The sequence below is a fragment of the Mesorhizobium sp. P2_A12 genome (assembly GCF_056405075.1).
On the sequence record NZ_JBFUCU010000012.1, the window covers coordinates 1 to 19,290 of the forward strand.

The window sequence follows — 19,290 nt, forward strand, 5'->3', positions numbered from 1 at the left end:
GGCGGTGCCGGATGCCAATGCGTCGTGGACCGAAAGCGCCATGGTCAAGCACAAGCATGCCGATGTCGGCGTTGCGGTGTCGATTCCGGGCGGCCTGATCACGCCGATCATCCGCAAGGCGGACGAAAAGACGCTGTCCACAATCTCCAACGAGATGAAGGACCTGGCCAGCCGGGCGCGCAGCCGAAAGCTGAAGCCGGAAGAGTATCAGGGCGGCACCACGGCGGTGTCGAACCTTGGCATGTTTGGCATCAAGGACTTTGCCGCCGTCATCAACCCGCCGCATGCGACGATCCTGGCGGTCGGCGCCGGTGAGGAGCGGGCGGTGGTCAAGAACGGCGAGATCAGAATAGCCACCGTGATGTCGGTGACACTGTCGACCGACCATCGCGCCGTCGACGGAGCGCTGGGGGCCGAACTGCTTGTCGCCTTCAAACGCCTGATCGAGAACCCGATGGGCATGCTGGTCTAGGAAGGGAAAGGGCGGTGCGGACATTCTTCACCAGCCTTTTCGCTTTCATTCTTTCCGGTTTGGCCGGCGGGTCGGTCGCGCAGTGGTTGGCCATCGCCACTGGCGCGGAGGAAGAATACATCCTCGTTTTCATGTTCTCGGTGCTGGTGACCTTCATGGTTACCTTCGTCTTCTTCGTGGCGCAGTTCATGACGGATCCGGTCGCGGCGGTGGCCAGGACGGGTAAGTGGTTGCTGATCGTGTTTGCGGTGTTGCTTGCCCTGCTGGTCGCGCTGATCCTCTACGCCGACAGCGGTGTCGCGGTGGTGAAGAAGGACATTCCCATGGTGGTCGGCTTTGGCCTGCCGGGGCTGGTGACCGTCGTTGTGCAATGGCTGTTCGTGCGCTGGCGGGTGAGACGCGGTTTGACCAAGGCACAGGTGGGTGTGGGTGCATGAAGACAGTTCTGTGCTACGGCGATTCGCTGACCTGGGGACACGACCCGGAGACTTTGGGTCGACATCAATTTGAAGACCAGTGGCCAACCACACTGGCGAGAGCACTCGGACCGAGCTTCCATGTCATTGCCGAGGGACTGGGCGGCCGCACCACGGCCTACGACGACTTCTTGTCGGGCGCCGACCGAAACGGCGCGCGGATATTGCCGACGATCCTGAGCACGCATTCGCCGATCGATCTGATCGTCATCATGCTTGGCTCCAACGACATGAAGCCGTCGATTCATGGCAGCGCAGTCATAGCGTCCTATGGCATGCGACGTCTCGTAGAAATCGTGCGGGGGCACGCCTATCCGTTCGGCGGTGCCGCTCCCAGGATTATTCTGGTAGCGCCGCCGCATATCGTGGAAACCCGCAAGGCAGACTACGCCGAAATGTTGGGAACCGGTGCAATCGAGTCGCCCAAGCTCGCAGGCTTTTATCAAACCGCCGCCAACGAGATGGGCTGCGGCTTTTTTGATGCAGCGGGCGTCGCTAGATGTACACCGCTCGACGGCGTCCACCTCGATGCCGAAAACACGCGCAACATCGGCACGGCTCTAGCGCCGGTCGTGCGCGGCATGCTGGAATTGTGAATCAGGGAGAAAAACCGTGGCTGAGAACTACGACGTCATCATCATCGGCTCCGGCCCGGGCGGCTATGTCACGGCGGTGCGTTCCGCGCAGCTTGGCTTCAAGACGGCGATCGTCGAGCGCGAGCATCTCGGCGGCATCTGCCTCAACTGGGGCTGTATCCCGACCAAGGCGCTGCTGCGCTCCGCCGAGATCATGCATTATTCGGATCATCTGAAGGATTATGGGCTGAAGCTCGACGGCAAGGTCAGCGTCGACACGTCGGCCGTGGTCGATCGATCGCGAAAAGTCTCACTGCGGCTGAATGGCGGCGTTGCCTTCCTGATGAAGAAGAACAAGGTCGACGTGATCTGGGGCGGGGCCAAGCTCTCGAAACCGGGTGAGATCGTCGTGTCCAAGACGGCCAAGACGCCGATGGAGCCGCAGCCGCCGGTGCCGAAAGGCGTCAAGGGCGAGGGCACCTACACCGCCAAGCACATCATTCTGGCGACCGGCGCCCGGCCGCGCGCGCTGCCCGGCATCGAGCCGGACGGCAAGCTGATCTGGACCTATTTCGAGGCCATGGTGCCGAAGGAGATGCCGAAATCGCTGCTGGTCATGGGTTCAGGCGCCATCGGCATCGAATTCGCCTCCTTCTACCGCACCATGGGCGCCGAAGTTACGGTTGTCGAACTGCTGCCGGCGGTGATGCCGGTCGAGGACGCCGAAGTCTCGAAATTCGCGCAAAAACAGTTCGAGAAGCAAGGCATGAAGATCATCCTCGAAGCCAAGGTGACCAAGGTCGAGAAGGGTGCGAACTCGGTCACCGCGCATGTCGAGATGAAGGATGGCAAGGTCGAGAAGATCACCGCCGACCGCATGATCTCGGCCGTCGGCGTGCAAGGCAACATCGAGGGCCTTGGGCTTGAGGCGCTCGGCGTGAAGACCGACCGCGGCTGTATCGTCGTCGACGGCTACGGCAAGACCAATGTGCCCGGCATCTATGCCATCGGCGATGTCGCCGGCCCGCCGATGCTTGCCCACAAGGCCGAGCATGAGGGCGTGGTGTGCGTCGAAAAGATTGCCAACTTTCCCGGCGTGCATGCCACCGACAAGCTCAAGATTCCGGGCTGCACCTACTGCAATCCGCAGGTCGCTTCCGTCGGCCTGACGGAGGCCAAGGCCAAGGCCGAGGGCTGGGATATCCGAGTCGGACGTTTCCAGTTCGCCGCCAACGGCAAGGCCATCGCGCTTGGCGAGGACCAGGGCTTCGTGAAGACCATCTTCGACAAGAAGACAGGTCAGCTGCTCGGCGCGCATATGGTCGGCGCCGAGGTGACCGAACTGATCCAGGGCTTTGTCGTGGCGATGAACCTGGAGACGACCGAGGAAGAACTGATGCACACCATCTTCCCACATCCGACGCTCTCGGAGATGATGAAGGAAAGCGTGCTCGACGCCTATGGCCGCGCGCTGAATGCATGATAAATCGGGCGCGCGGGTAGTCGATGGAACCCGGCGGCAAGGATGTTCGTTTGCGGATGCATTTTCACCCATCACACAAGGAGAGCGCATATGCACTTGAATGGCGTCGGTTGGATAGCAGCAATCATTATCGGCGGCCTGGCAGGCTGGCTCGCCGAAATGGTCATGAAGAGCAACACCGGCATCTTCATGAATATTGTTCTGGGCATCGTCGGCGCGATCGTGCTGAACGCCATCCTGCAGGCGCTCAACGTCGGTGTCTTTGGCATCGGCTGGACCGCCTATCTGATCACCGGCTTTATCGGCGCCTGCCTGCTGATCTGGGTCGGACGCCTGGTGCGCCGTTAACATCGCCGAAGCGCTGCTATGCGAAATAGGCTGCTGCGGCATGCACTGTGGCGGCCTTTTGCTTTGAGTTGAAAAGTCTTAGATGACGTTATGACAGCGGACGCCGGACCGGCGGTCGCGAACAAACCAGGTTTCCAGATGGTCACTGTCCTCGATACGATCGCCAATGCACCGCGCTTGCGGCATCCGGAAAAGGCCCACAAGCCCGATCAGGACGTGCTGCGCAAGCCCGACTGGATCCGCGTCAAGGCGCCGGTCTCGAAGGGCTATGCCGAGACCCGCGAGATCGTGAAGTCGCACAAGCTGGTGACCGTCTGCGAAGAGGCCGGCTGCCCCAACATCGGCGAGTGCTGGGAGAAGAAGCACGCCACCTTCATGATCATGGGCGAGATCTGCACACGCGCCTGCGCGTTCTGCAATGTCGCCACCGGCATCCCGACCGCACTCGATCCCGACGAGCCGGCCCGCGTCGCGCACGCGGTCAAGCAGATGGGCCTGACCCATGTCGTCATCACCTCGGTCGACCGCGACGATCTCGCCGATGGCGGTGCGCAGCATTTTGCCGAGGTCATCCGCGCCATCAGGGCCGCGACACCGTTGACGACGATCGAGATCCTGACGCCCGATTTCCTGCGCAAGGAAGGCGCGCTGGAGATCGTCGTGGCGGCCAAGCCCGACGTCTTCAACCACAATCTCGAGACCGTGCCGTCGAACTATCTGACGGTTCGTCCGGGCGCTCGCTATTTCCATTCGATCCGGCTGTTGCAGCGGGTCAAGGAACTCGACCCGTCGATCTTCACCAAGTCCGGCATCATGGTGGGTCTGGGCGAAGAGCGGAACGAAATCCTGCAATTGATGGACGACCTGCGCTCGGCCAATGTCGACTTCATGACCATCGGCCAGTATCTGCAGCCGTCGAAGAAGCACCATCCGGTGATCCGCTTCGTCACGCCGGAGGAGTTCAAGTCCTTCGAGACGATCGGCCGGACCAAGGGGTTTCTGCTGGTGGCGTCGAGCCCGCTGACGCGCTCGTCGCACCACGCCGGCGACGATTTCGCTAGGCTGCGTGCGGCGCGGGAAGCGCTTCTTAAGAAATCGCTCTAATGCATGTCGCCCAAAAGTGACCTCGGTTTTGGGAGAACGACATGCATAAAAACAAGGAATCCAAAGCGCGTCGCATGAATAAGTTTCAACGCAACGCGTTTTAGAGCCGGTTTCATGCCGAAATTCGAAGCCACCCGCCGGGTCGCCCACACGCCGCAACAGATGTTCGCACTGGTTGCCGATATCGAAACCTATCCGCAGTTCCTGCCGCTTTGCGAAGCGCTGACGGTGCGCTCGCGCAAGGAGCGTGACGGACGCACTGTTCTCGTCGCCGACATGAGCATCGGTTACAAGGCGATCCGCGAAACCTTCACCACGCAGGTGCTGCTGAAACCCGACGAGAACACCATCGACGTGAAATACATCGATGGCCCGTTCAAATATCTGAGCAATGTCTGGCGCTTCGAACCCGATGGCGGCGGCTGTACTGTCCGCTTCTTCATCGACTATGAGTTCAAGAGCCGTATTCTGGGCGCGGTAATGGGCACCATGTTCGATCGCGCCTTCCGCATGTTCGCCGAAGCTTTCGAGAAGCGCGCTGACGTCATCTACGGTGCCGCACCGTCGGCCTGATGCATGTCGCCCAAAAGTGCGCAGCGAAACAACGACTGGCACAAATACTTTAAGCGCGTCGCGCTTTAACGCTGGCCAAGCGCACGCAGTCCCAGTTCCAGCGCATGCCCAACTGTTTCACGGCGGATAAAATCGCGACCCTTGTCGGCAAACAGTTGGCGCTCTGCGGTCATGGCCTGGCCGTCCAGGCCGACGCCGAACCAGACCAGGCCGACGGGCTTTTCCACCGAGCCGCCGCCAGGCCCGGCGATGCCGGTGACCGCCAGCGTCAGCTTGGCGCGCGAACCGGCCAGCGCGCCCTTTGCCATTTCGATTGCCGTCTCGCGTGAAACCGCGCCGTACTCCTCAAGCGTGGCGGGGGAAACACCGAGCATGTCCATCTTGGCTTCGTTCGAATAGGTGATGAAGCCGCGATCGACCACGGCGGACGAGCCGGCAATGTCGGTGAGCGCGGCGATGATCATGCCGCCCGTGCAGCTTTCCGCCGTTGCCAGCATGATGCCGCGCTGCTGGCAGGCCTGAAGCAGCGCGTTTGCCAGGTCGTTGTTGGTCATTCCGGGACCTCGCCGGGAAACACCACGCTTGCGGTGGCTATGGCCGCTATGCCTTCCTCGCGCCCGACAAAGCCGAGCTTTTCGTTGGTTGTTGCCTTGATCGAGATGCGATCAGGGGAAATTGCCAGCATCTGTGACAGGGCCGCCGTCATCGCCTCGCGATGCGGGCCGACGCGGGGCGCCTCGCAGATCAGCGTGATGTCGGCGTTGGCGATGCGGCCGCCGCGCTCGCGCACCAACTTCGCCGCATGTTCGACGAAGATGCACGACGCGGCGCCTTTCCATTGCGGATCGGACGGCGGGAAATGCGTGCCGATGTCGCCCGCGCCACAGGTCGCCAACAGCGCATCGGTCAAGGCATGCAGGCCGACATCGGCGTCGGAGTGGCCCGAGAGTTTCTTGTCATGCGGGATGGCGACGCCGCACAGGGTGACGTGGTCGCCAGGTTCGAAGGCGTGGACGTCGTAGCCATTGCCGGTTCTGATGTCGGGGAAGCGCGCACGTTCGCCGGAAAGCCGCTGGTCCGCCATTGCAATATCCCGTGCCCAGGTGAGTTTGACATTGTCCGGTGAACCCGGAACGATCTTTACAGGAATATGCGCCCATTCGGCGATCGCGGCGTCGTCGGTGAAGTCCATTTTTCCCAAGTGATGGGCTTTCTCGTGCGCGGCAAGAATGGGCCAGAACGGAAAGCCCTGTGGCGTCTGCGCGGCGTGAAGTCCGTTGCGGGAAACGGTTTCTCCCACGACGCCAGCGGCCGACTCGCGCTTCAACGTATCGGCGACGGGCAGGGCGGGCAGCGCGCCCTCGCGCTCGCCGATGGCGTCGATGGTCCGGTCGATCAATTCCGCATCGACAAACGGGCGGACGGCGTCGTGGATCAGAACCCGGCCCGGTGCGTGGCCTCTCAGTGCGAGCAGTCCGAGCCGCACCGAAGCCTGCCTGGTCGCCCCGCCCATGATGGCGATGACCCGCTCTGCGTTGGCGCCTGCCGCCTGCCGGAACAACTCGTGGTCGTCGGCATGAATGGCGACAACAACTTCGCTGGTCCGCGGGTGGGCCAGGAAAATCTCAATCGTGTGGGCGATGACGGCGTGGCCGCCAATGCTTTGATACTGCTTGGGTCCGTTGGCCTGCCCGGCGCGAGCGCCGCGACCGGCGGCGACGATCACCACGGCGACCTTGCCATCGTCACTCGAATTTTCACTTGCGTCAGTCATGCAGATTGGCTTAGCGCACGATCCCGAAAAGTGTAATCGGTTTTCGGAAAAGATCGTGCGCCAAATATGAACTTCCAAGGCGTCCTTTGCGCCTTCCAAGGGGCGTCTGGCGCCAATTCAGAAGTCCAGCATTTTCCCAATTGCGCCTCAATGTGACGTCATTCCGCGTTGCACATTGCGACGGTTCTGGCTAGAGAATGTGCAACGAATTAATATGCTTGGTTTTTGTGCATGCCTGATTTGACCAAATTGGCCGCGCCGCTCGACGTCGGCGGTGTGCAAATCCGCAATCGCGTGTTCCTGGCGCCGATGTCGGGCATCACTGATGAGCCGTTCCGGCAGCGGGCCCACGCGCATGGCGCCGGTCTTGTCGTATCCGAAATGGTAGCGAGCGGCGAGCTTGCCAAAGGCAGGGCCGGCTGCGACCTGCGCATTCGTCATTCCGGCCTGCCGGTTCATATGGTGCAGCTTGCCGGGCGCGAGGCAGCGCACATGGCCGAAGGCGCGCGCATCGCCGCTGGCGAGGGCGCCGACATCATCGACATCAACATGGGCTGCCCGGCCAAGAAGGTCACCGGTGGCTATGCCGGCTCGGCATTGATGCTGGATCTCGACCACGCGCTGACGTTGATCGACGCCGTGGTTGGCGCGGTCAAGGTGCCGGTCACGGTCAAGATGCGGCTGGGCTGGGACGAAGGCGCGCTCAACGCCCCTATGCTGGCGCGCCGCGCCGAACAGGCCGGCGTCAGGATGGTGACGGTGCATGGCCGCACGCGCTGCCAGTTCTATCAGGGCAAGGCCGACTGGCGCGCCATCGCGCGCGTCAAGGAAGCCGTGTCGATCCCGGTCGTCGCCAATGGCGATGTTTCTTCGCCGGCGGAAGCGGCTGCGATTCTCGATCAATCCGGTGCCGATGCCGTGATGATCGGGCGCGCGCACTATGGCGCGCCGTGGATCGCCGGCAGCATCGCGGCGGCCGCGACGGGCGAGGCAGCCAAGGCGCCGCAGAACCGGGTGGCGCTGGCCGACTATGTCGTGGCCCACTACGAGGACATGCTGGCGCTCTATGGCGTCGAAAGTGGCCTGCGTCAGGCGCGCAAGCATCTTGGCTGGTATCTCGACCGCCATGCCGGCGGCGTGGCTGACGACAGCCGAAAGGCCATACTGACGGCATTCGAGCCCGCCCGCGTCATCGCCTTGCTGCGCGATTTGTTTTCCCGCGATGCGCAACCATCGAACCTGCGGAGCGCCGCATGATCGCCGCCGCTGGCCAGGGTGTTGAAATGGCGGACGCTGCCCAGATTGTGCTCAACACCATCCGTCGCCCGGTGATCATGATCAGCGAGCAAGGGTTCATCACCTACGCCAATGCCGATGCCGAGGACTTCTTCCGTTCAAGCGCGACCATGCTGGCCCGCAACACGCTGTCGAAACTCATTCCCTTCGGCAGCCCGCTGCTCACGCTGGTCGATCAGGTGCGCGAACGCCTCGCTCCCGTCAACGAGTACCGTGTCGACGTGTCGTCGCCGCGCCTCGGCATCGAGAAGGTCGTCGATCTCTATGTCGCGCCGGTGCCGGAATTTCCGGGCTCCGTCGTGGTGATGTTCCAGGAACGGTCGATGGCCGACAAGATCGACCGGCAGATGACGCACCGGGGCGCCGCACGCTCGGTGACCGGCCTGGCGGCGATGCTTGCCCACGAGATCAAGAACCCGCTCTCCGGCATCCGCGGCGCTGCCCAGCTGCTCGAACTTTCGGCTTCCGACGAGGACCGCGCGCTGACGCGGCTGATCACCGACGAGACGGACCGCATCGTGTCGCTGGTCGACCGCATGGAGGTGTTTTCCGACGAACGGCCGATCGATCGCTACCCCGTCAACATCCATGTCGTGCTCGACCATGTGAAGGCGATAGCCAAGAACGGTTTTGCCAAGAGAATCAAGATAATGGAGGATTATGATCCTTCATTGCCTCCGGTGTTTGCCAACCGCGACCAGCTCATCCAGGTGTTCCTCAACCTGGTCAAGAACGCCGCCGAGGCGATCGGCAGCGACCCGCAGGGCGAGATCGTGCTGTCGACCGCATTCCGGCCGGGCATCCGCGTTTCCGTTCCGGGCACGCAGGATCGCGTATCGCTGCCGCTGGAGTTCTGCGTGCGCGACAATGGCTCCGGCGTTTCGGAAGACATCCTGCCGATCCTGTTCGATCCCTTCATCACCACCAAGCCGAACGGCTCGGGGCTGGGGCTGGCGTTGGTCGCCAAGATCGTCGGCGAGCATGGCGGCATCATCGAATGCGAATCGACGCCGCGCGGGACCACATTCCGCATCCTGATGCCGGCCTGGAAAGAAGTGCCATACGGCGCCGATGAAGACGGCGAAGGAGACCGCAAATGACCGTTCGCGGCAATATTCTCGTCGCCGACGACGATGCGGCGATCCGCACCGTCCTCAACCAGGCGCTTTCGCGTGTCGGTCACGACGTGCGCGTCACCTCCAACGCTTCGACATTGTGGCGCTGGGTGGCGGCGGGCGAGGGCGATCTGGTCATCACCGATGTGGTGATGCCGGACGAAAACGCCTTCGACATGCTGCCGCGCATCAAGAAGGCGCGGCCGGAATTGCCCGTCATCGTCATGAGCGCCCAGAACACCTTCATGACGGCGATCCGTGCATCCGAGACCGGCGCCTATGAATATCTGCCGAAACCGTTCGACCTGACCGAGCTGCTCAACATCGTCAACCGGGCGCTTTCCGAGCCGCGGCGGCCAAAGATCGATGCGCGGCCGGAAGAGCAGCCTGACGCAATGCCGCTGGTCGGCCGCTCGGCTGCCATGCAGGACATCTACCGCATGCTGGCGCGCATGATGCAGACCGACCTGACGGTGATGATTTCAGGCGAATCCGGCACCGGCAAGGAACTGGTCGCGCGTGCACTGCATGAATATGGCCGCCGCCGTGGCGGCCCGTTCGTTGCCATCAACATGGCGGCGATCCCGCGTGACCTGATCGAATCGGAATTGTTCGGCCACGAGAAGGGTGCCTTCACCGGCGCGCAGAACCGCTCCACCGGTCGCTTCGAACAGGCCGAAGGCGGCACGCTGTTCCTCGACGAGATCGGCGACATGCCGATGGAGGCGCAGACCCGGCTGCTGCGCGTCCTGCAGCAGGGCGAGTACACGACCGTCGGCGGACGCACGCCGATCAAGACCGATGTGCGCATCGTCGCCGCCACCAACAAGGATCTGCGCACGCTGATCAACCAGGGCCTTTTCCGCGAGGATCTTTTCTATCGCCTCAACGTCGTGCCGCTCAGGCTGCCGGCGCTGCGCGAGCGCTCCGAGGACGTGCCCGACCTCGTCCGGCACTTCTTCAAGCTCGGCGAGATGGAGGGCCTGCAGACCAAGCGCATTTCGTCGGGCGGCATCGAACTGATGAAGCGTTACCCCTGGCCGGGCAATGTGCGCGAACTGGAAAACCTTGTCCGCAGGCTCGCCGCGCTCTATTCGCAGGACGAGATTTCGGCCGAGATCATCGAGGCGGAGCTCAAGACCGGCGAGCGCCCGGTGGTGCCGGGCGGCGGCAACCTCATTCCCGACGACCTGTCGATCGGCCAGGCGGTCGAGCATTTCCTGCAGCGTTATTTCGCCTCGTTTGCCAGCGATTTGCCGCCTGCCGGTCTCTACCAGCGCATTCTGTCCGAGGTCGAATATCCGTTGGTCCTGGCCTCGATGACGGCAACCCGAGGCAACCAGATCAAGGCCGCCGAACTGCTGGGCTTGAACCGCAACACGCTGCGCAAGAAAATTCGCGACCTCGGCGTCAACGTCTACAAATCATCGCGACAGCCCTGAGCCCTGATCCGAGCGCAGGCTCTTTTCAGGGGACCATCTCGCGAAAGATTTCCGTCTCGGTCACACTTGTTGCATAATCGCCACAATGCGTTGCATACATCCGACGCAATGATGGCTCTAGACGGCGACATGGCTCCGCAGGCACCGACACTCAACCAACCGCTTTTCAGCGAACCCGGCGCACGCGACGGGCGCAGGCTGCTTGCGCTGCCCGGCGTGGTCGCGGTCGGCGGCGCGCTGCTGACGGCGGCAATCTCGTTCACCATCCTTGTCGGCGCCACGCCGATTACGCCCAACGAGTCGACGACGCTCGCATTGATCGCCCTCAATGCCGTCTTCGTCCTGTTCCTCATCGCGCTGGTCGGGCGCGAAGTGCACCGCATCCTGATGGCGCGCCGGCACGGCAAGGCGGCCTCGCGGCTGCATGTGCGCATCGTCGCCATGTTTGCCCTGGTCGCCGCAATTCCCGCCATCATGGTGGCGATCATCGCCTCGATCACGCTCGACATCGGCCTCGACCGCTGGTTCGAGATCCGCACCAAGACGATCGTCAATTCGTCATTGTCGATCGCCGATGCCTATGTCCAGGAAAACGCCCGCAACCTCCAGGGCACGACGCTGTCGATGGCCTATGATCTCGACGCGTCAAGGACGCTCTATGGCCTTGATCGGACTGGCTTTCTCGACCTGATGAACAAGGAAGCCGTGGGCCGGTCGCTGGCCCATGCAGCGCTGATCAAGCCCGACGGCTCATTCGTCATGAGCGCCAAGACCGACACCGATTTCGCCATGCCCGAGCCGCCGGAAGGCGCCGTGGCCAGCGCCTCCGACGGCAAGCCGGTGCTGATCGAGCCGAAAACGCGCAACATCATGGGCGCCATCGTCAAGCTGCGCGAGATCGATGGGCTCTATCTCTACACCATTCGCCTCGTCGATCCCGAAGTGATCAAGGCGCGCCAGATCGTCAGATCCAACACCGACGAATATCGCGGGCTGGAAGACAACAGGCGCACCTCGCAGGTGGCCTTCGCGCTGCCCTATCTGTCGCTGACGCTGATCATCATCCTGTCCGCGATCTGGACCGGCATTGCCGTTGCCGATCGCCTGGTGCGGCCGATCCGCCAGCTCATCGGCGCCGCCGACGAGGTGGCGACCGGCAATCTCGACGTCGCGGTTCCCGTCAGGCCATCGGACGGCGATGTCGCCTCGCTCGGCGATACGTTCAACAAGATGCTTCTCGAACTGAAATCACAGCGCAACGAGATCCTGTCCGCCAAGGACCTGATCGACGAACGGCGCCGCTTCTCCGAAGCGGTGCTTGCCGGTGTCACCGCCGGCGTTATCGGCGTCGATCCCTATGGCATCGTCACCATCGTCAACCGCTCGGCCGAAGCGATGCTGGCCATATCCGCCAACGCGGCACTTGGACAGAACCTATCCGCCGTGCTGCCGCATGTCGGCCGCGTCTTCGAGATCGGCCGCAAGTCCGGCAAACCGGTCTATCGCGAGCAGGTGACCTTCTACCGTGCCGGTGCCGAGCGGACCTTCAACGTGCAGATCACCATCGAGGCCGGCGACGACGGCGCGGAGGAAAAATCCTATGTCGTGACGGTCGACGACATCACCGATCTGGTTCAGGCGCAGCGCTCCTCCGCCTGGGCCGACGTGGCGCGGCGCATCGCGCACGAGATCAAGAACCCGCTGACGCCGATCCAGCTGTCGGCCGAGCGCATCAAGCGTCGCTACGGCAAGGTCATCACCGAGGATCGCGAGGTTTTCGACCAGTGCACCGACACCATCATCCGGCAGGTCGAGGATATCGGCCGCATGGTCGACGAGTTCTCGGCGTTCGCGCGCATGCCGAAGCCCGAAATGAAGGCCATCGACCTGCGCGAATCGCTGCGCGAGGCCTCATTCCTGGTAGAGGTCAGCCGCGCTGACATCACCTTCGAGCGGGTATTCGGCAGCGAGCCGCTCAAGGGCACGTTCGACAGCCGGCTGATGGCGCAGGCTTTCGGCAATGTGATCAAGAACGCCGCCGAAGCGATCGATGGGCTGGAACAGAAGGATGGTTCGCACGGCATAATCCGGATTCAAGCCGGCCGCCAGAATGGCGCGATTCGCATCGACGTCATCGACAATGGCAAAGGTTTGCCGCGCGAGAATCGCCAACGGCTGCTCGAGCCCTATATGACCACACGCGAGAAGGGCACCGGGCTCGGTCTCGCTATCGTCAAGAAGATCGTGGAGGACCATGGTGGCAGGCTGGAACTTCATGATGCGCCCGCGGATTTCCACGGCGGGCGCGGCGCGATGATCAGCATCATCTTGCCGCCTGTGGCGGTCGCGCTTCCGCGTGGCGAAAGCAGGACGGAAAACGAACGAGAAACTGAAAAGGTCGGTAATGGCGTCTGATATTCTCATCGTCGATGACGAGGAAGACATCCGTGAACTCGTCGCAGGCATCCTGAGCGACGAAGGTCACGAAACCCGCACGGCATTCGATGCCGACAGCGCATTGGCGGCGATCGCCGACCGGGCGCCGCGGCTGATTTTCCTCGACATCTGGTTGCAGGGCTCGCGTCTGGACGGCCTGGCGCTGCTCGACGAGATCAAGACGATGCACCCGACCTTGCCGGTGGTGATGATCTCCGGTCACGGCAACATCGAAACCGCAGTCTCCGCCATTCGTCGCGGCGCCTATGACTTCATTGAAAAACCGTTCAAGGCCGACAGGCTGATCCTCATTGCCGAGCGCGCGCTCGAAACCTCGAAATTGCGGCGCGAGGTTTCCGACCTCAAGCTGCGCAGCGGCGAAACCTTCGATCTGATCGGCATGTCGTCGGCGATGAGCCAGCTGCGCCAGACCATCGAGCGCGTCGCGCCGACCAACAGCCGCGTCATGATCATCGGCCCGTCGGGCTCGGGCAAGGAACTGGCCGCGCGCGCCATCCACACGCTGTCGGCACGCAAGGGCGCGCCGTTCGTGACATTGAGCGCCGCCAACATCACGCCCGAGCGCATGGAGATCGAGCTGTTCGGCACCGAATCGAACGGTGTCGAGCGCAAGGTCGGCGCGCTCGAGGAGGCCCATCGCGGCATCCTGTACATCGACGAAGTGGCCGACATGCCGCGCGAGACGCAGAACAAGATCCTGCGCGTGCTGGTCGAGCAGCAGTTCGAGCGGGTAGGCGGCACCAAACGGGTCAAGGTCGATGTCCGCATCATTTCCTCGACCTCGCAGAACCTCGAAGCGATGATTGCCGACGGGCGTTTCCGCGAGGATCTTTATCATCGCCTGGCGGTGGTTCCGGTCATGGTGCCGGGACTGGCCGAGCGGCGCGAGGACATTCCCTACCTCGTCGATAATTTCATGAAGCAGATCGCCCGTCAGGCCGGCATCAAGCCGCGCCGCATCGGCGATGACGCGCTGGCCGTGCTGCAGGCGCACAACTGGCCGGGCAACGTCCGCCAACTGCGCAACAATGTCGAGCGCCTGATGATCCTGGCGCGCGGCGATGACGTCGATGCGCCGATCACCGCCGACCTGTTGCCGTCCGAGATCGGCGATGTCATGCCGCGCACGCCGAATCAATCCGACCAGCACATCATGGCGCTGCCGCTGCGCGAGGCGCGCGAACAGTTCGAGAAGGACTATCTGATCGCCCAGATCAACCGCTTTGGCGGCAACATCTCGAAAACCGCCGAGTTCATCGGCATGGAGCGCTCCGCTTTGCACCGCAAGCTGAAGTCGCTGGGCGTCTGACCGCCGCCGCGCTTGGGCTAACCATTTGCCGGTTACGGCAGCGGCGGAATCGCATAAGAAAGCCCGAGAATTATCCAGGGGTCGCCAATGCCGCGCATTGCCTATGTCAACGGGCGCTACGTCGCTCACGCGGACGCTTCCGTGCATATCGAGGATCGCGGCTATCAGTTCGCCGATGGTGTCTATGAGGTCTGCGAGGTGGCGCGTGGCTTTATCGTCGATATGCCGCGCCATCTGGCCCGTTTGAACCGTTCGCTGACCGAATTGTCGATCGCCTGGCCGGTCACGCGCGGTGTCCTGCCGCTCATCCTGCGCGAAGTGATCAACCGCAATCACGTCGCCAACGGCCTGGTCTATGTCCAGGTCACGCGCGGTGTCGCCAGCCGCGATTTTGTCTTCCCGTCTGCGGACACCAGGCCGTCCCTGGTGGTCACAGCCAGGAAAGCCGATCCTGCCGCCGGAGCAAAGCGGGCTGAAACCGGTATTGCGGTCATCACCGTGCCGGAGAATCGCTGGGACCGGGTCGATATCAAGAGCGTCGGACTGCTGCCTAACGTGCTGGCCAAGCAGAAGGCCAAGGAAGCGGGCGCGCAGGAGGCATGGTTCGTCGACAGCGACGGCATGGTCAAGGAAGGCGGCTCGTCGAACGCCTGGATCGTCACCAGGGATGGCGTTCTGGTCACCAGGCCGGCCGAGCATGGCATCCTGCGCGGCATCACCCGCACGACCATGTTCGAGGTGGCGGCCAGCCTCGGCTTGAAGATCGAGGAACGTGGTTTTTCCGTCGCCGAGGCCAAGGCAGCGCGTGAGGCGTTCATCAGTTCCGCAACGACAATTGCCATGCCGGTGGTGGCCATCGACGGCGATCCGGTTGCCAATGGACACCCCGGCTCAGTAACACTTTCCTTGCGTCAGGCCTTTTTTGACATTGCGGAAAAAAGTCCAGCCTGATAACCGCACAGGTGGAATGAACATCAATTTATCTCGTTCTGCTTGTCGTTACTGACGACAAGAGGGTGTTTGCGCGCTTGACATGTGCCCGTTAATTTGGCGCATTGGCTTGCAAACCGAAGGGGATCGGCGAAAGACAAGAACAATGGCGGAACGATCGCAAAACCTTCAGGACCTGTTCCTGAATTCAGTTCGCAAGAGCAAGAACCCGCTCACCATCTTCCTTATCAACGGCGTGAAGCTGACCGGCGTGGTCACTTCGTTCGACAATTTCTGTGTCCTGCTGCGCCGCGACGGTCATTCCCAGCTCGTTTACAAGCACGCCATTTCCACGATCATGCCGAGCCAGCCGGTTCAGATGTTCGATGGCGAGGAAAGCCAGGGCGCCTGATTGGCACGTGAGAAAGACGCGGACGCACCAGTTCGCGGAAAACCAGCACATCAACCCGGGACGGAAGCCAAGGGCCCGACCCGGGCGGTTGTCATCGTGCCGGTGCTGACCCGCCAGCCGCGCGGCGACGACGACACCAACCGTCCGCGGCTGACGCGTTCAGCTGACGCTCGTCATGACGAGGCCGTCGGCCTTGCCCGGGCCATCAACCTTGACCTGATCCACACGGCGGTGGTGACCGTCAACGATCCGCGCCCGGCGACGTTGCTCGGCAGCGGCAAAGTCGCCGAGTTCGCCGAAATCGTCAAAGAGGGTCATGCGGAAGTGGTCATCGTCGACCATCCGCTGACGCCGGTGCAGCAGCGAAATCTCGAAAAGGAACTGAATGCCAAGGTGCTGGACCGCACCGGGCTGATCCTTGAGATCTTTGGCGAGCGCGCGCGCACCAAGGAAGGCACGCTGCAGGTCGAGCTTGCCCATCTCAATTACCAGAAGGGCCGTCTTGTGCGCAGCTGGACCCACCTCGAGCGCCAGCGCGGCGGCGCCGGCTTCCTCGGTGGTCCCGGTGAAACGCAGATCGAATCGGACCGGCGCGTGCTTCAGGACAAGATCATCAAGCTGAAGCACGAACTGGAAACCGTGCGCCGCACCCGCGACCTGCACCGCACCAAGCGCAAGAAGGTTCCGTTTCCGGTGGTTGCCATCGTTGGCTACACCAATGCCGGCAAGTCGACCTTGTTCAACAGGCTGACCGGAGCCGGCGTGCTGGCTCAGGACATGCTGTTCGCCACGCTCGACCCGACGCTGCGCCGCGTGCGCCTGCCGCATGGGACGCCGATCATCCTTTCGGACACGGTCGGCTTCATCTCGGACCTGCCGACGCATCTGATCGCCGCTTTCCGCGCCACCCTGGAAGAGGTGGTCGAGGCCGACCTCGTCATCCACCTGCGCGACATTTCCGATCCCGACACAGCCGCGCAGGCCGAGGATGTCGAGCGCATCCTCGCCGATCTCGGTGTCGATGCCGGCGACGCCAAGCGGGTCATCGAAGTGTGGAACAAGATCGACAGGCTCGACGAAGGCAACAGGAACCGGCTGCTAGCCGACGGCGCCGACGCCAGCAAGGCGCCGCCGGTTGCTGTGTCGGCGGTGACCGGCGAGGGCATCGATGCGCTTAAGGCGATCATCGAAACGCGCATGGCGGGCGAACTCGAGGACCTGACGGTGACGATCGAGCCGGCACAGTTCGGTCTTGTCGACTGGCTTTACCGCAACGGCGACGTCGTTTCGCGAACCGACAATGACAACGGCAGCGCCACCATCTCGCTCAAGGCGACGCAAAGCGCCCGCGAAGAGATCGAAAGCAGATTGCGCGCCAAAACCAAAGGGTAACGTCGCTTACTTAACGGTTTTTGCTTCCTGCCAGAGCGCTTCCATCTCGGCCAGGCTCGCCTTGTCCAGCGTGTTGCCGGATTTCTCCAGCGCCTGCTCGACATAGTGGAAGCGTGAGCGGAACTTCTCATTGGTGCCGCTCAGCGCGGCTTCCGAATCGAGCTTGAGGTGCCTGCCGAGATTGACGAGGGCAAACAGCATGTCGCCGAACTCGTCCTTGATCGATGCGGTGTCGCCCTTGGCCAGCGCCTCGCGCAACTCGCCAATCTCTTCCTCGATCTTGTCGAGGATAGGCGCTGCCTCGCTCCAGTCGAAGCCGACGCGGGCGGCCTTCTCCTGCAGTTTCAGCGCTCGCGTCAGCGCGGGCAGGTTGACCGGAACACTGTCCAGAAACCCCTTGCCATTGTCCTCGGGGTCGAGACCGCGGGCGAGGCGGGCGCCTCGTTTTTCCGCCTTTTCCTCGGCCTTGATCTTTTCCCACATGCCCTTGGCCATGCCGGCGCTGCGGGCCTCCTCGTCGCCGAAGACATGCGGATGGCGACGGATCATCTTCGTCGTGATGGCCCGGACCACATCGCCGAAGGCGAATTCGCCGGCCTCCTCGGCCATTTGCGCGTGGTAGACCACCTGCAGCAGAAGGTCGCCGAGTTCGTCGCGCAGATCGTCGAGGTCACCGCGCGCGATGGCGTCCGCCACCTCATATGCCTCCTCGATCGTATAGGGCGCGATAGTCGAGAAATCCTGCTCGATGTCCCACGGACAACCGGTTTTCGGCGCTCGCAGCGCCGCCATGATCTCGATCAGGCGTGAAATGTCTTTCGCGTGAAATGTCTTTCGATGGCGTCATGCGACCAATGCTATCGCGCGGCCGCTCGCCCAGCCAACGCTGTCGGCCGGCGAGGGGGCCTTGTCCACAGGTGCTGGGTACCCAGCCTGTCAATCAAGGACGGAAACGATCGCCTTGGCCAGTTCGTCCATCCCGTCCTCGGGCAGACCGGCGACGTTGATACGGCTGTCGCCGACCATGTAGATGCCATGCTCGGCGCGCAGCCGCTCGACTTGCGCCTCCGTGAGGCCAAGGCGGGAGAACATGCCCCGGTGGCTGGCGACGAAATCGAAACGGTCGGAATTGGACTGCCGGCGCAGCGCCTCGGCGAACTGGACCCGAAGCCTGAGCATGCGCAGCCGCATCTCCTCGAGTTCGGCCTCCCAGTCCGCGCGCAACGCGGCGTCTTCCAGCACGATGCGCACAGCGGCAGCACCGTGATCCGGCGGCATCGAATACATAGCGCGCGCCGCCGATAGCATTTGACCCATCGCCAGATCGGCTTGGGCGCCGTCCTTGGCCAGGATCATCGCAGCGCCGACGCGGTCGCGGTAGACGGCGAAGTTCTTCGAGCAGCTCGAGGCGACGACCATTTCCGGAACCTTCGCGGCCAGCAGGCGCAAGCCGAGAGCATCGGCCTCAAGGCCATCGCCAAAGCCCTGATAGGCGATGTCGACAAACGGCAGCAGGCCGCGCTCGACCACCAGATCGACAACGGCGGCCCATTGCGCGCTGTCGAGGTTGGCGCCGGTCGGGTTGTGGCAGCAGCCATGCAGCAGCACCACGTCACCACTGTTTGACGTCCGGAGCGCTGCCAGCATGTCGTCGAAGCGAACGGCACCCGAAGCAGCATCGAAATAGGGGTATTCGCGGATCTGCAGGCCAGCGGCGCGCATCACCGGCATGTGGTTCGGCCAGGTCGGGTCCGAAAGCCAGACCGTCGCGTCCGAACGCGTCCGCTTCAGCAATTCCGCCACCAGCCGCAGTGCGCCGGAGCCGCCCGGCGCCTGTGCGGCGCGGATGCGCGTCATGTCAGCGCCTGGACCGAAGGCAAGCTTGGCCATCACCGCATTGAAGCCGACATCGCCGGCCAGGCCGAGATAGGTCTTGGTGTCCTGGCCCTGCAGCAGGCGCTTTTCGGCCTCGCGCACAGCGCGCATGACCGGCGTCTTGCCATCGCGATCCTTGTAGACGCCGACACCGAGATCGACCTTGTCGGGACGCGGATCGGCGCGATAGAGGCCGATCAGGGCAAGGATCTTGTCGGCGGGGGCGGGCTGCAGATCTTCGAACATTGGCAAAGGTT

19 protein-coding genes are annotated in these 19,290 nt (G+C 62.9%); 15 read left to right on the plus strand and 4 right to left on the minus strand.

The window, feature by feature from the left end:
* The 7 genes from AC1DZU_RS22510 to AC1DZU_RS22540 all read left to right on the plus strand — a co-directional run.
* Positions 1–472 (plus strand): 2-oxo acid dehydrogenase subunit E2 (locus tag AC1DZU_RS22510; RefSeq protein WP_477288472.1); only part of this gene is annotated, 472 nt, incomplete at its 5' end.
* A gap of 14 nt (positions 473–486) precedes the next feature.
* Entirely contained in the window at positions 487–909 is a 423-nt protein-coding gene (locus AC1DZU_RS22515; protein ID WP_477288474.1) for a hypothetical protein, read from the plus strand.
* Positions 906–1,544, plus strand: coding sequence for an SGNH/GDSL hydrolase family protein (locus tag AC1DZU_RS22520; protein WP_477289228.1), 639 nt, complete (start codon positions 906–908; stop codon positions 1,542–1,544). The genes AC1DZU_RS22515 and AC1DZU_RS22520 overlap by 4 nt, the downstream gene beginning before the upstream one ends.
* 16 nt (positions 1,545–1,560) lie before the next feature.
* Positions 1,561–3,006 (plus strand): dihydrolipoyl dehydrogenase, encoded by a 1,446-nt coding sequence (lpdA, locus tag AC1DZU_RS22525; protein WP_477288476.1) that lies wholly within the window; start codon positions 1,561–1,563, stop codon positions 3,004–3,006.
* A 90-nt stretch (positions 3,007–3,096) separates the two neighbouring features.
* Positions 3,097–3,354 (plus strand): GlsB/YeaQ/YmgE family stress response membrane protein, encoded by a 258-nt coding sequence (locus AC1DZU_RS22530; protein ID WP_095091622.1) that lies wholly within the window; start codon positions 3,097–3,099, stop codon positions 3,352–3,354.
* 138 nt (positions 3,355–3,492) lie between these two features.
* Complete coding sequence (gene lipA / locus AC1DZU_RS22535) at positions 3,493–4,458, plus strand: lipoyl synthase (protein WP_379025166.1); 966 nt, start codon at positions 3,493–3,495, stop codon at positions 4,456–4,458.
* A gap of 114 nt (positions 4,459–4,572) precedes the next feature.
* Positions 4,573–5,031, plus strand: a complete 459-nt coding sequence (locus tag AC1DZU_RS22540) for a type II toxin-antitoxin system RatA family toxin (protein WP_477288478.1) — start codon at positions 4,573–4,575, stop codon at positions 5,029–5,031.
* A gap of 65 nt (positions 5,032–5,096) precedes the next feature.
* Here the strand turns inward: AC1DZU_RS22540 and AC1DZU_RS22545 are convergent, their stop codons facing one another.
* Both AC1DZU_RS22545 and AC1DZU_RS22550 read right to left on the minus strand, forming a co-directional pair.
* Positions 5,097–5,585 carry a CinA family protein gene (locus tag AC1DZU_RS22545; RefSeq protein WP_477288480.1) on the minus strand — a complete coding sequence of 163 codons (489 nt, stop codon included), beginning with the start codon at positions 5,583–5,585 and terminating at the stop codon, positions 5,097–5,099.
* Entirely contained in the window at positions 5,582–6,805 is a 1,224-nt protein-coding gene (locus tag AC1DZU_RS22550) for a bifunctional 2-C-methyl-D-erythritol 4-phosphate cytidylyltransferase/2-C-methyl-D-erythritol 2,4-cyclodiphosphate synthase (protein ID WP_477288482.1), read from the minus strand. Before AC1DZU_RS22550 ends, AC1DZU_RS22545 begins: the two co-directional genes overlap by 4 nt.
* Before the next feature lie 231 nt (positions 6,806–7,036).
* Here AC1DZU_RS22550 and dusB point away from each other — a divergent pair, with 231 nt between their 5' ends.
* From dusB to hflX, 8 genes are all read left to right on the plus strand, one after another.
* Positions 7,037–8,062: a tRNA dihydrouridine synthase DusB gene (gene dusB / locus AC1DZU_RS22555; RefSeq protein ID WP_477288484.1), complete on the plus strand. Its 1,026-nt coding sequence runs from the start codon at positions 7,037–7,039 to the stop codon at positions 8,060–8,062.
* Positions 8,059–9,201: a two-component system sensor histidine kinase NtrB gene (locus AC1DZU_RS22560; RefSeq protein ID WP_477288486.1), complete on the plus strand. Its 1,143-nt coding sequence runs from the start codon at positions 8,059–8,061 to the stop codon at positions 9,199–9,201. The genes dusB and AC1DZU_RS22560 overlap by 4 nt, the downstream gene beginning before the upstream one ends.
* Complete coding sequence (ntrC, locus tag AC1DZU_RS22565; RefSeq protein WP_477288488.1) at positions 9,198–10,658, plus strand: nitrogen regulation protein NR(I); 1,461 nt, start codon at positions 9,198–9,200, stop codon at positions 10,656–10,658. The genes AC1DZU_RS22560 and ntrC overlap by 4 nt, the downstream gene beginning before the upstream one ends.
* A 129-nt stretch (positions 10,659–10,787) precedes the next feature.
* Positions 10,788–13,073 (plus strand): sensor histidine kinase NtrY-like, encoded by a 2,286-nt coding sequence (locus AC1DZU_RS22570; protein WP_477288490.1) that lies wholly within the window; start codon positions 10,788–10,790, stop codon positions 13,071–13,073.
* The gene (ntrX, locus tag AC1DZU_RS22575) at positions 13,063–14,424 is read left to right on the plus strand and encodes a nitrogen assimilation response regulator NtrX (RefSeq protein WP_095091615.1); all 1,362 of its coding nucleotides are present in this window, start codon (positions 13,063–13,065) and stop codon (positions 14,422–14,424) included. Before AC1DZU_RS22570 ends, ntrX begins: the two co-directional genes overlap by 11 nt.
* A gap of 87 nt (positions 14,425–14,511) precedes the next feature.
* Positions 14,512–15,375: a D-amino-acid transaminase gene (locus tag AC1DZU_RS22580; RefSeq protein WP_477288492.1), complete on the plus strand. Its 864-nt coding sequence runs from the start codon at positions 14,512–14,514 to the stop codon at positions 15,373–15,375.
* 145 nt (positions 15,376–15,520) lie between these two features.
* Positions 15,521–15,766, plus strand: a complete 246-nt coding sequence (gene hfq, locus AC1DZU_RS22585) for an RNA chaperone Hfq (RefSeq protein WP_006202172.1) — start codon at positions 15,521–15,523, stop codon at positions 15,764–15,766.
* Positions 15,767–17,158, plus strand: a complete 1,392-nt coding sequence (hflX, locus tag AC1DZU_RS22590; protein WP_477288494.1) for a GTPase HflX — start codon at positions 15,767–15,769, stop codon at positions 17,156–17,158.
* Positions 17,159–17,164: 6 nt separating this feature from the next.
* Here the strand turns inward: hflX and mazG are convergent, their stop codons facing one another.
* Together mazG and AC1DZU_RS22600 are read right to left on the minus strand one after the other, a co-directional pair.
* Positions 17,165–17,971 (minus strand): nucleoside triphosphate pyrophosphohydrolase, encoded by an 807-nt coding sequence (mazG, locus tag AC1DZU_RS22595; RefSeq protein ID WP_477289230.1) that lies wholly within the window; start codon positions 17,969–17,971, stop codon positions 17,165–17,167.
* 123 nt (positions 17,972–18,094) lie between these two features.
* Entirely contained in the window at positions 18,095–19,279 is a 1,185-nt protein-coding gene (locus AC1DZU_RS22600; protein WP_477288496.1) for an amino acid aminotransferase, read from the minus strand.
* Positions 19,280–19,290 lie beyond the last annotated feature (11 nt).

What these genes read in the sequence shown, in the direction of transcription:
- hfq (WP_006202172.1), top strand. Translation starts at nt 15,521, where the DNA reads ATGGCGGAACGATCGCAAAACCTTCAGGACCTGTTCCTGAATTCAGTT.
- AC1DZU_RS22530 (WP_095091622.1), top strand. Translation starts at nt 3,097, where the DNA reads ATGCACTTGAATGGCGTCGGTTGGATAGCAGCAATCATTATCGGCGGC.
- lipA (WP_379025166.1), top strand. Translation starts at nt 3,493, where the DNA reads ATGGTCACTGTCCTCGATACGATCGCCAATGCACCGCGCTTGCGGCAT.
- AC1DZU_RS22520 (WP_477289228.1), top strand. Translation starts at nt 906, where the DNA reads ATGAAGACAGTTCTGTGCTACGGCGATTCGCTGACCTGGGGACACGAC.
- AC1DZU_RS22550 (WP_477288482.1), bottom strand. Translation starts at nt 6,805, where the DNA reads ATGACTGACGCAAGTGAAAATTCGAGTGACGATGGCAAGGTCGCCGTG.
- ntrC (WP_477288488.1), top strand. Translation starts at nt 9,198, where the DNA reads ATGACCGTTCGCGGCAATATTCTCGTCGCCGACGACGATGCGGCGATC.
- AC1DZU_RS22540 (WP_477288478.1), top strand. Translation starts at nt 4,573, where the DNA reads ATGCCGAAATTCGAAGCCACCCGCCGGGTCGCCCACACGCCGCAACAG.
- AC1DZU_RS22600 (WP_477288496.1), bottom strand. Translation starts at nt 19,279, where the DNA reads ATGTTCGAAGATCTGCAGCCCGCCCCCGCCGACAAGATCCTTGCCCTG.
- ntrX (WP_095091615.1), top strand. Translation starts at nt 13,063, where the DNA reads ATGGCGTCTGATATTCTCATCGTCGATGACGAGGAAGACATCCGTGAA.
- AC1DZU_RS22560 (WP_477288486.1), top strand. Translation starts at nt 8,059, where the DNA reads ATGATCGCCGCCGCTGGCCAGGGTGTTGAAATGGCGGACGCTGCCCAG.
- AC1DZU_RS22545 (WP_477288480.1), bottom strand. Translation starts at nt 5,585, where the DNA reads ATGACCAACAACGACCTGGCAAACGCGCTGCTTCAGGCCTGCCAGCAG.
- AC1DZU_RS22570 (WP_477288490.1), top strand. Translation starts at nt 10,788, where the DNA reads ATGGCTCCGCAGGCACCGACACTCAACCAACCGCTTTTCAGCGAACCC.
- AC1DZU_RS22580 (WP_477288492.1), top strand. Translation starts at nt 14,512, where the DNA reads ATGCCGCGCATTGCCTATGTCAACGGGCGCTACGTCGCTCACGCGGAC.
- dusB (WP_477288484.1), top strand. Translation starts at nt 7,037, where the DNA reads ATGCCTGATTTGACCAAATTGGCCGCGCCGCTCGACGTCGGCGGTGTG.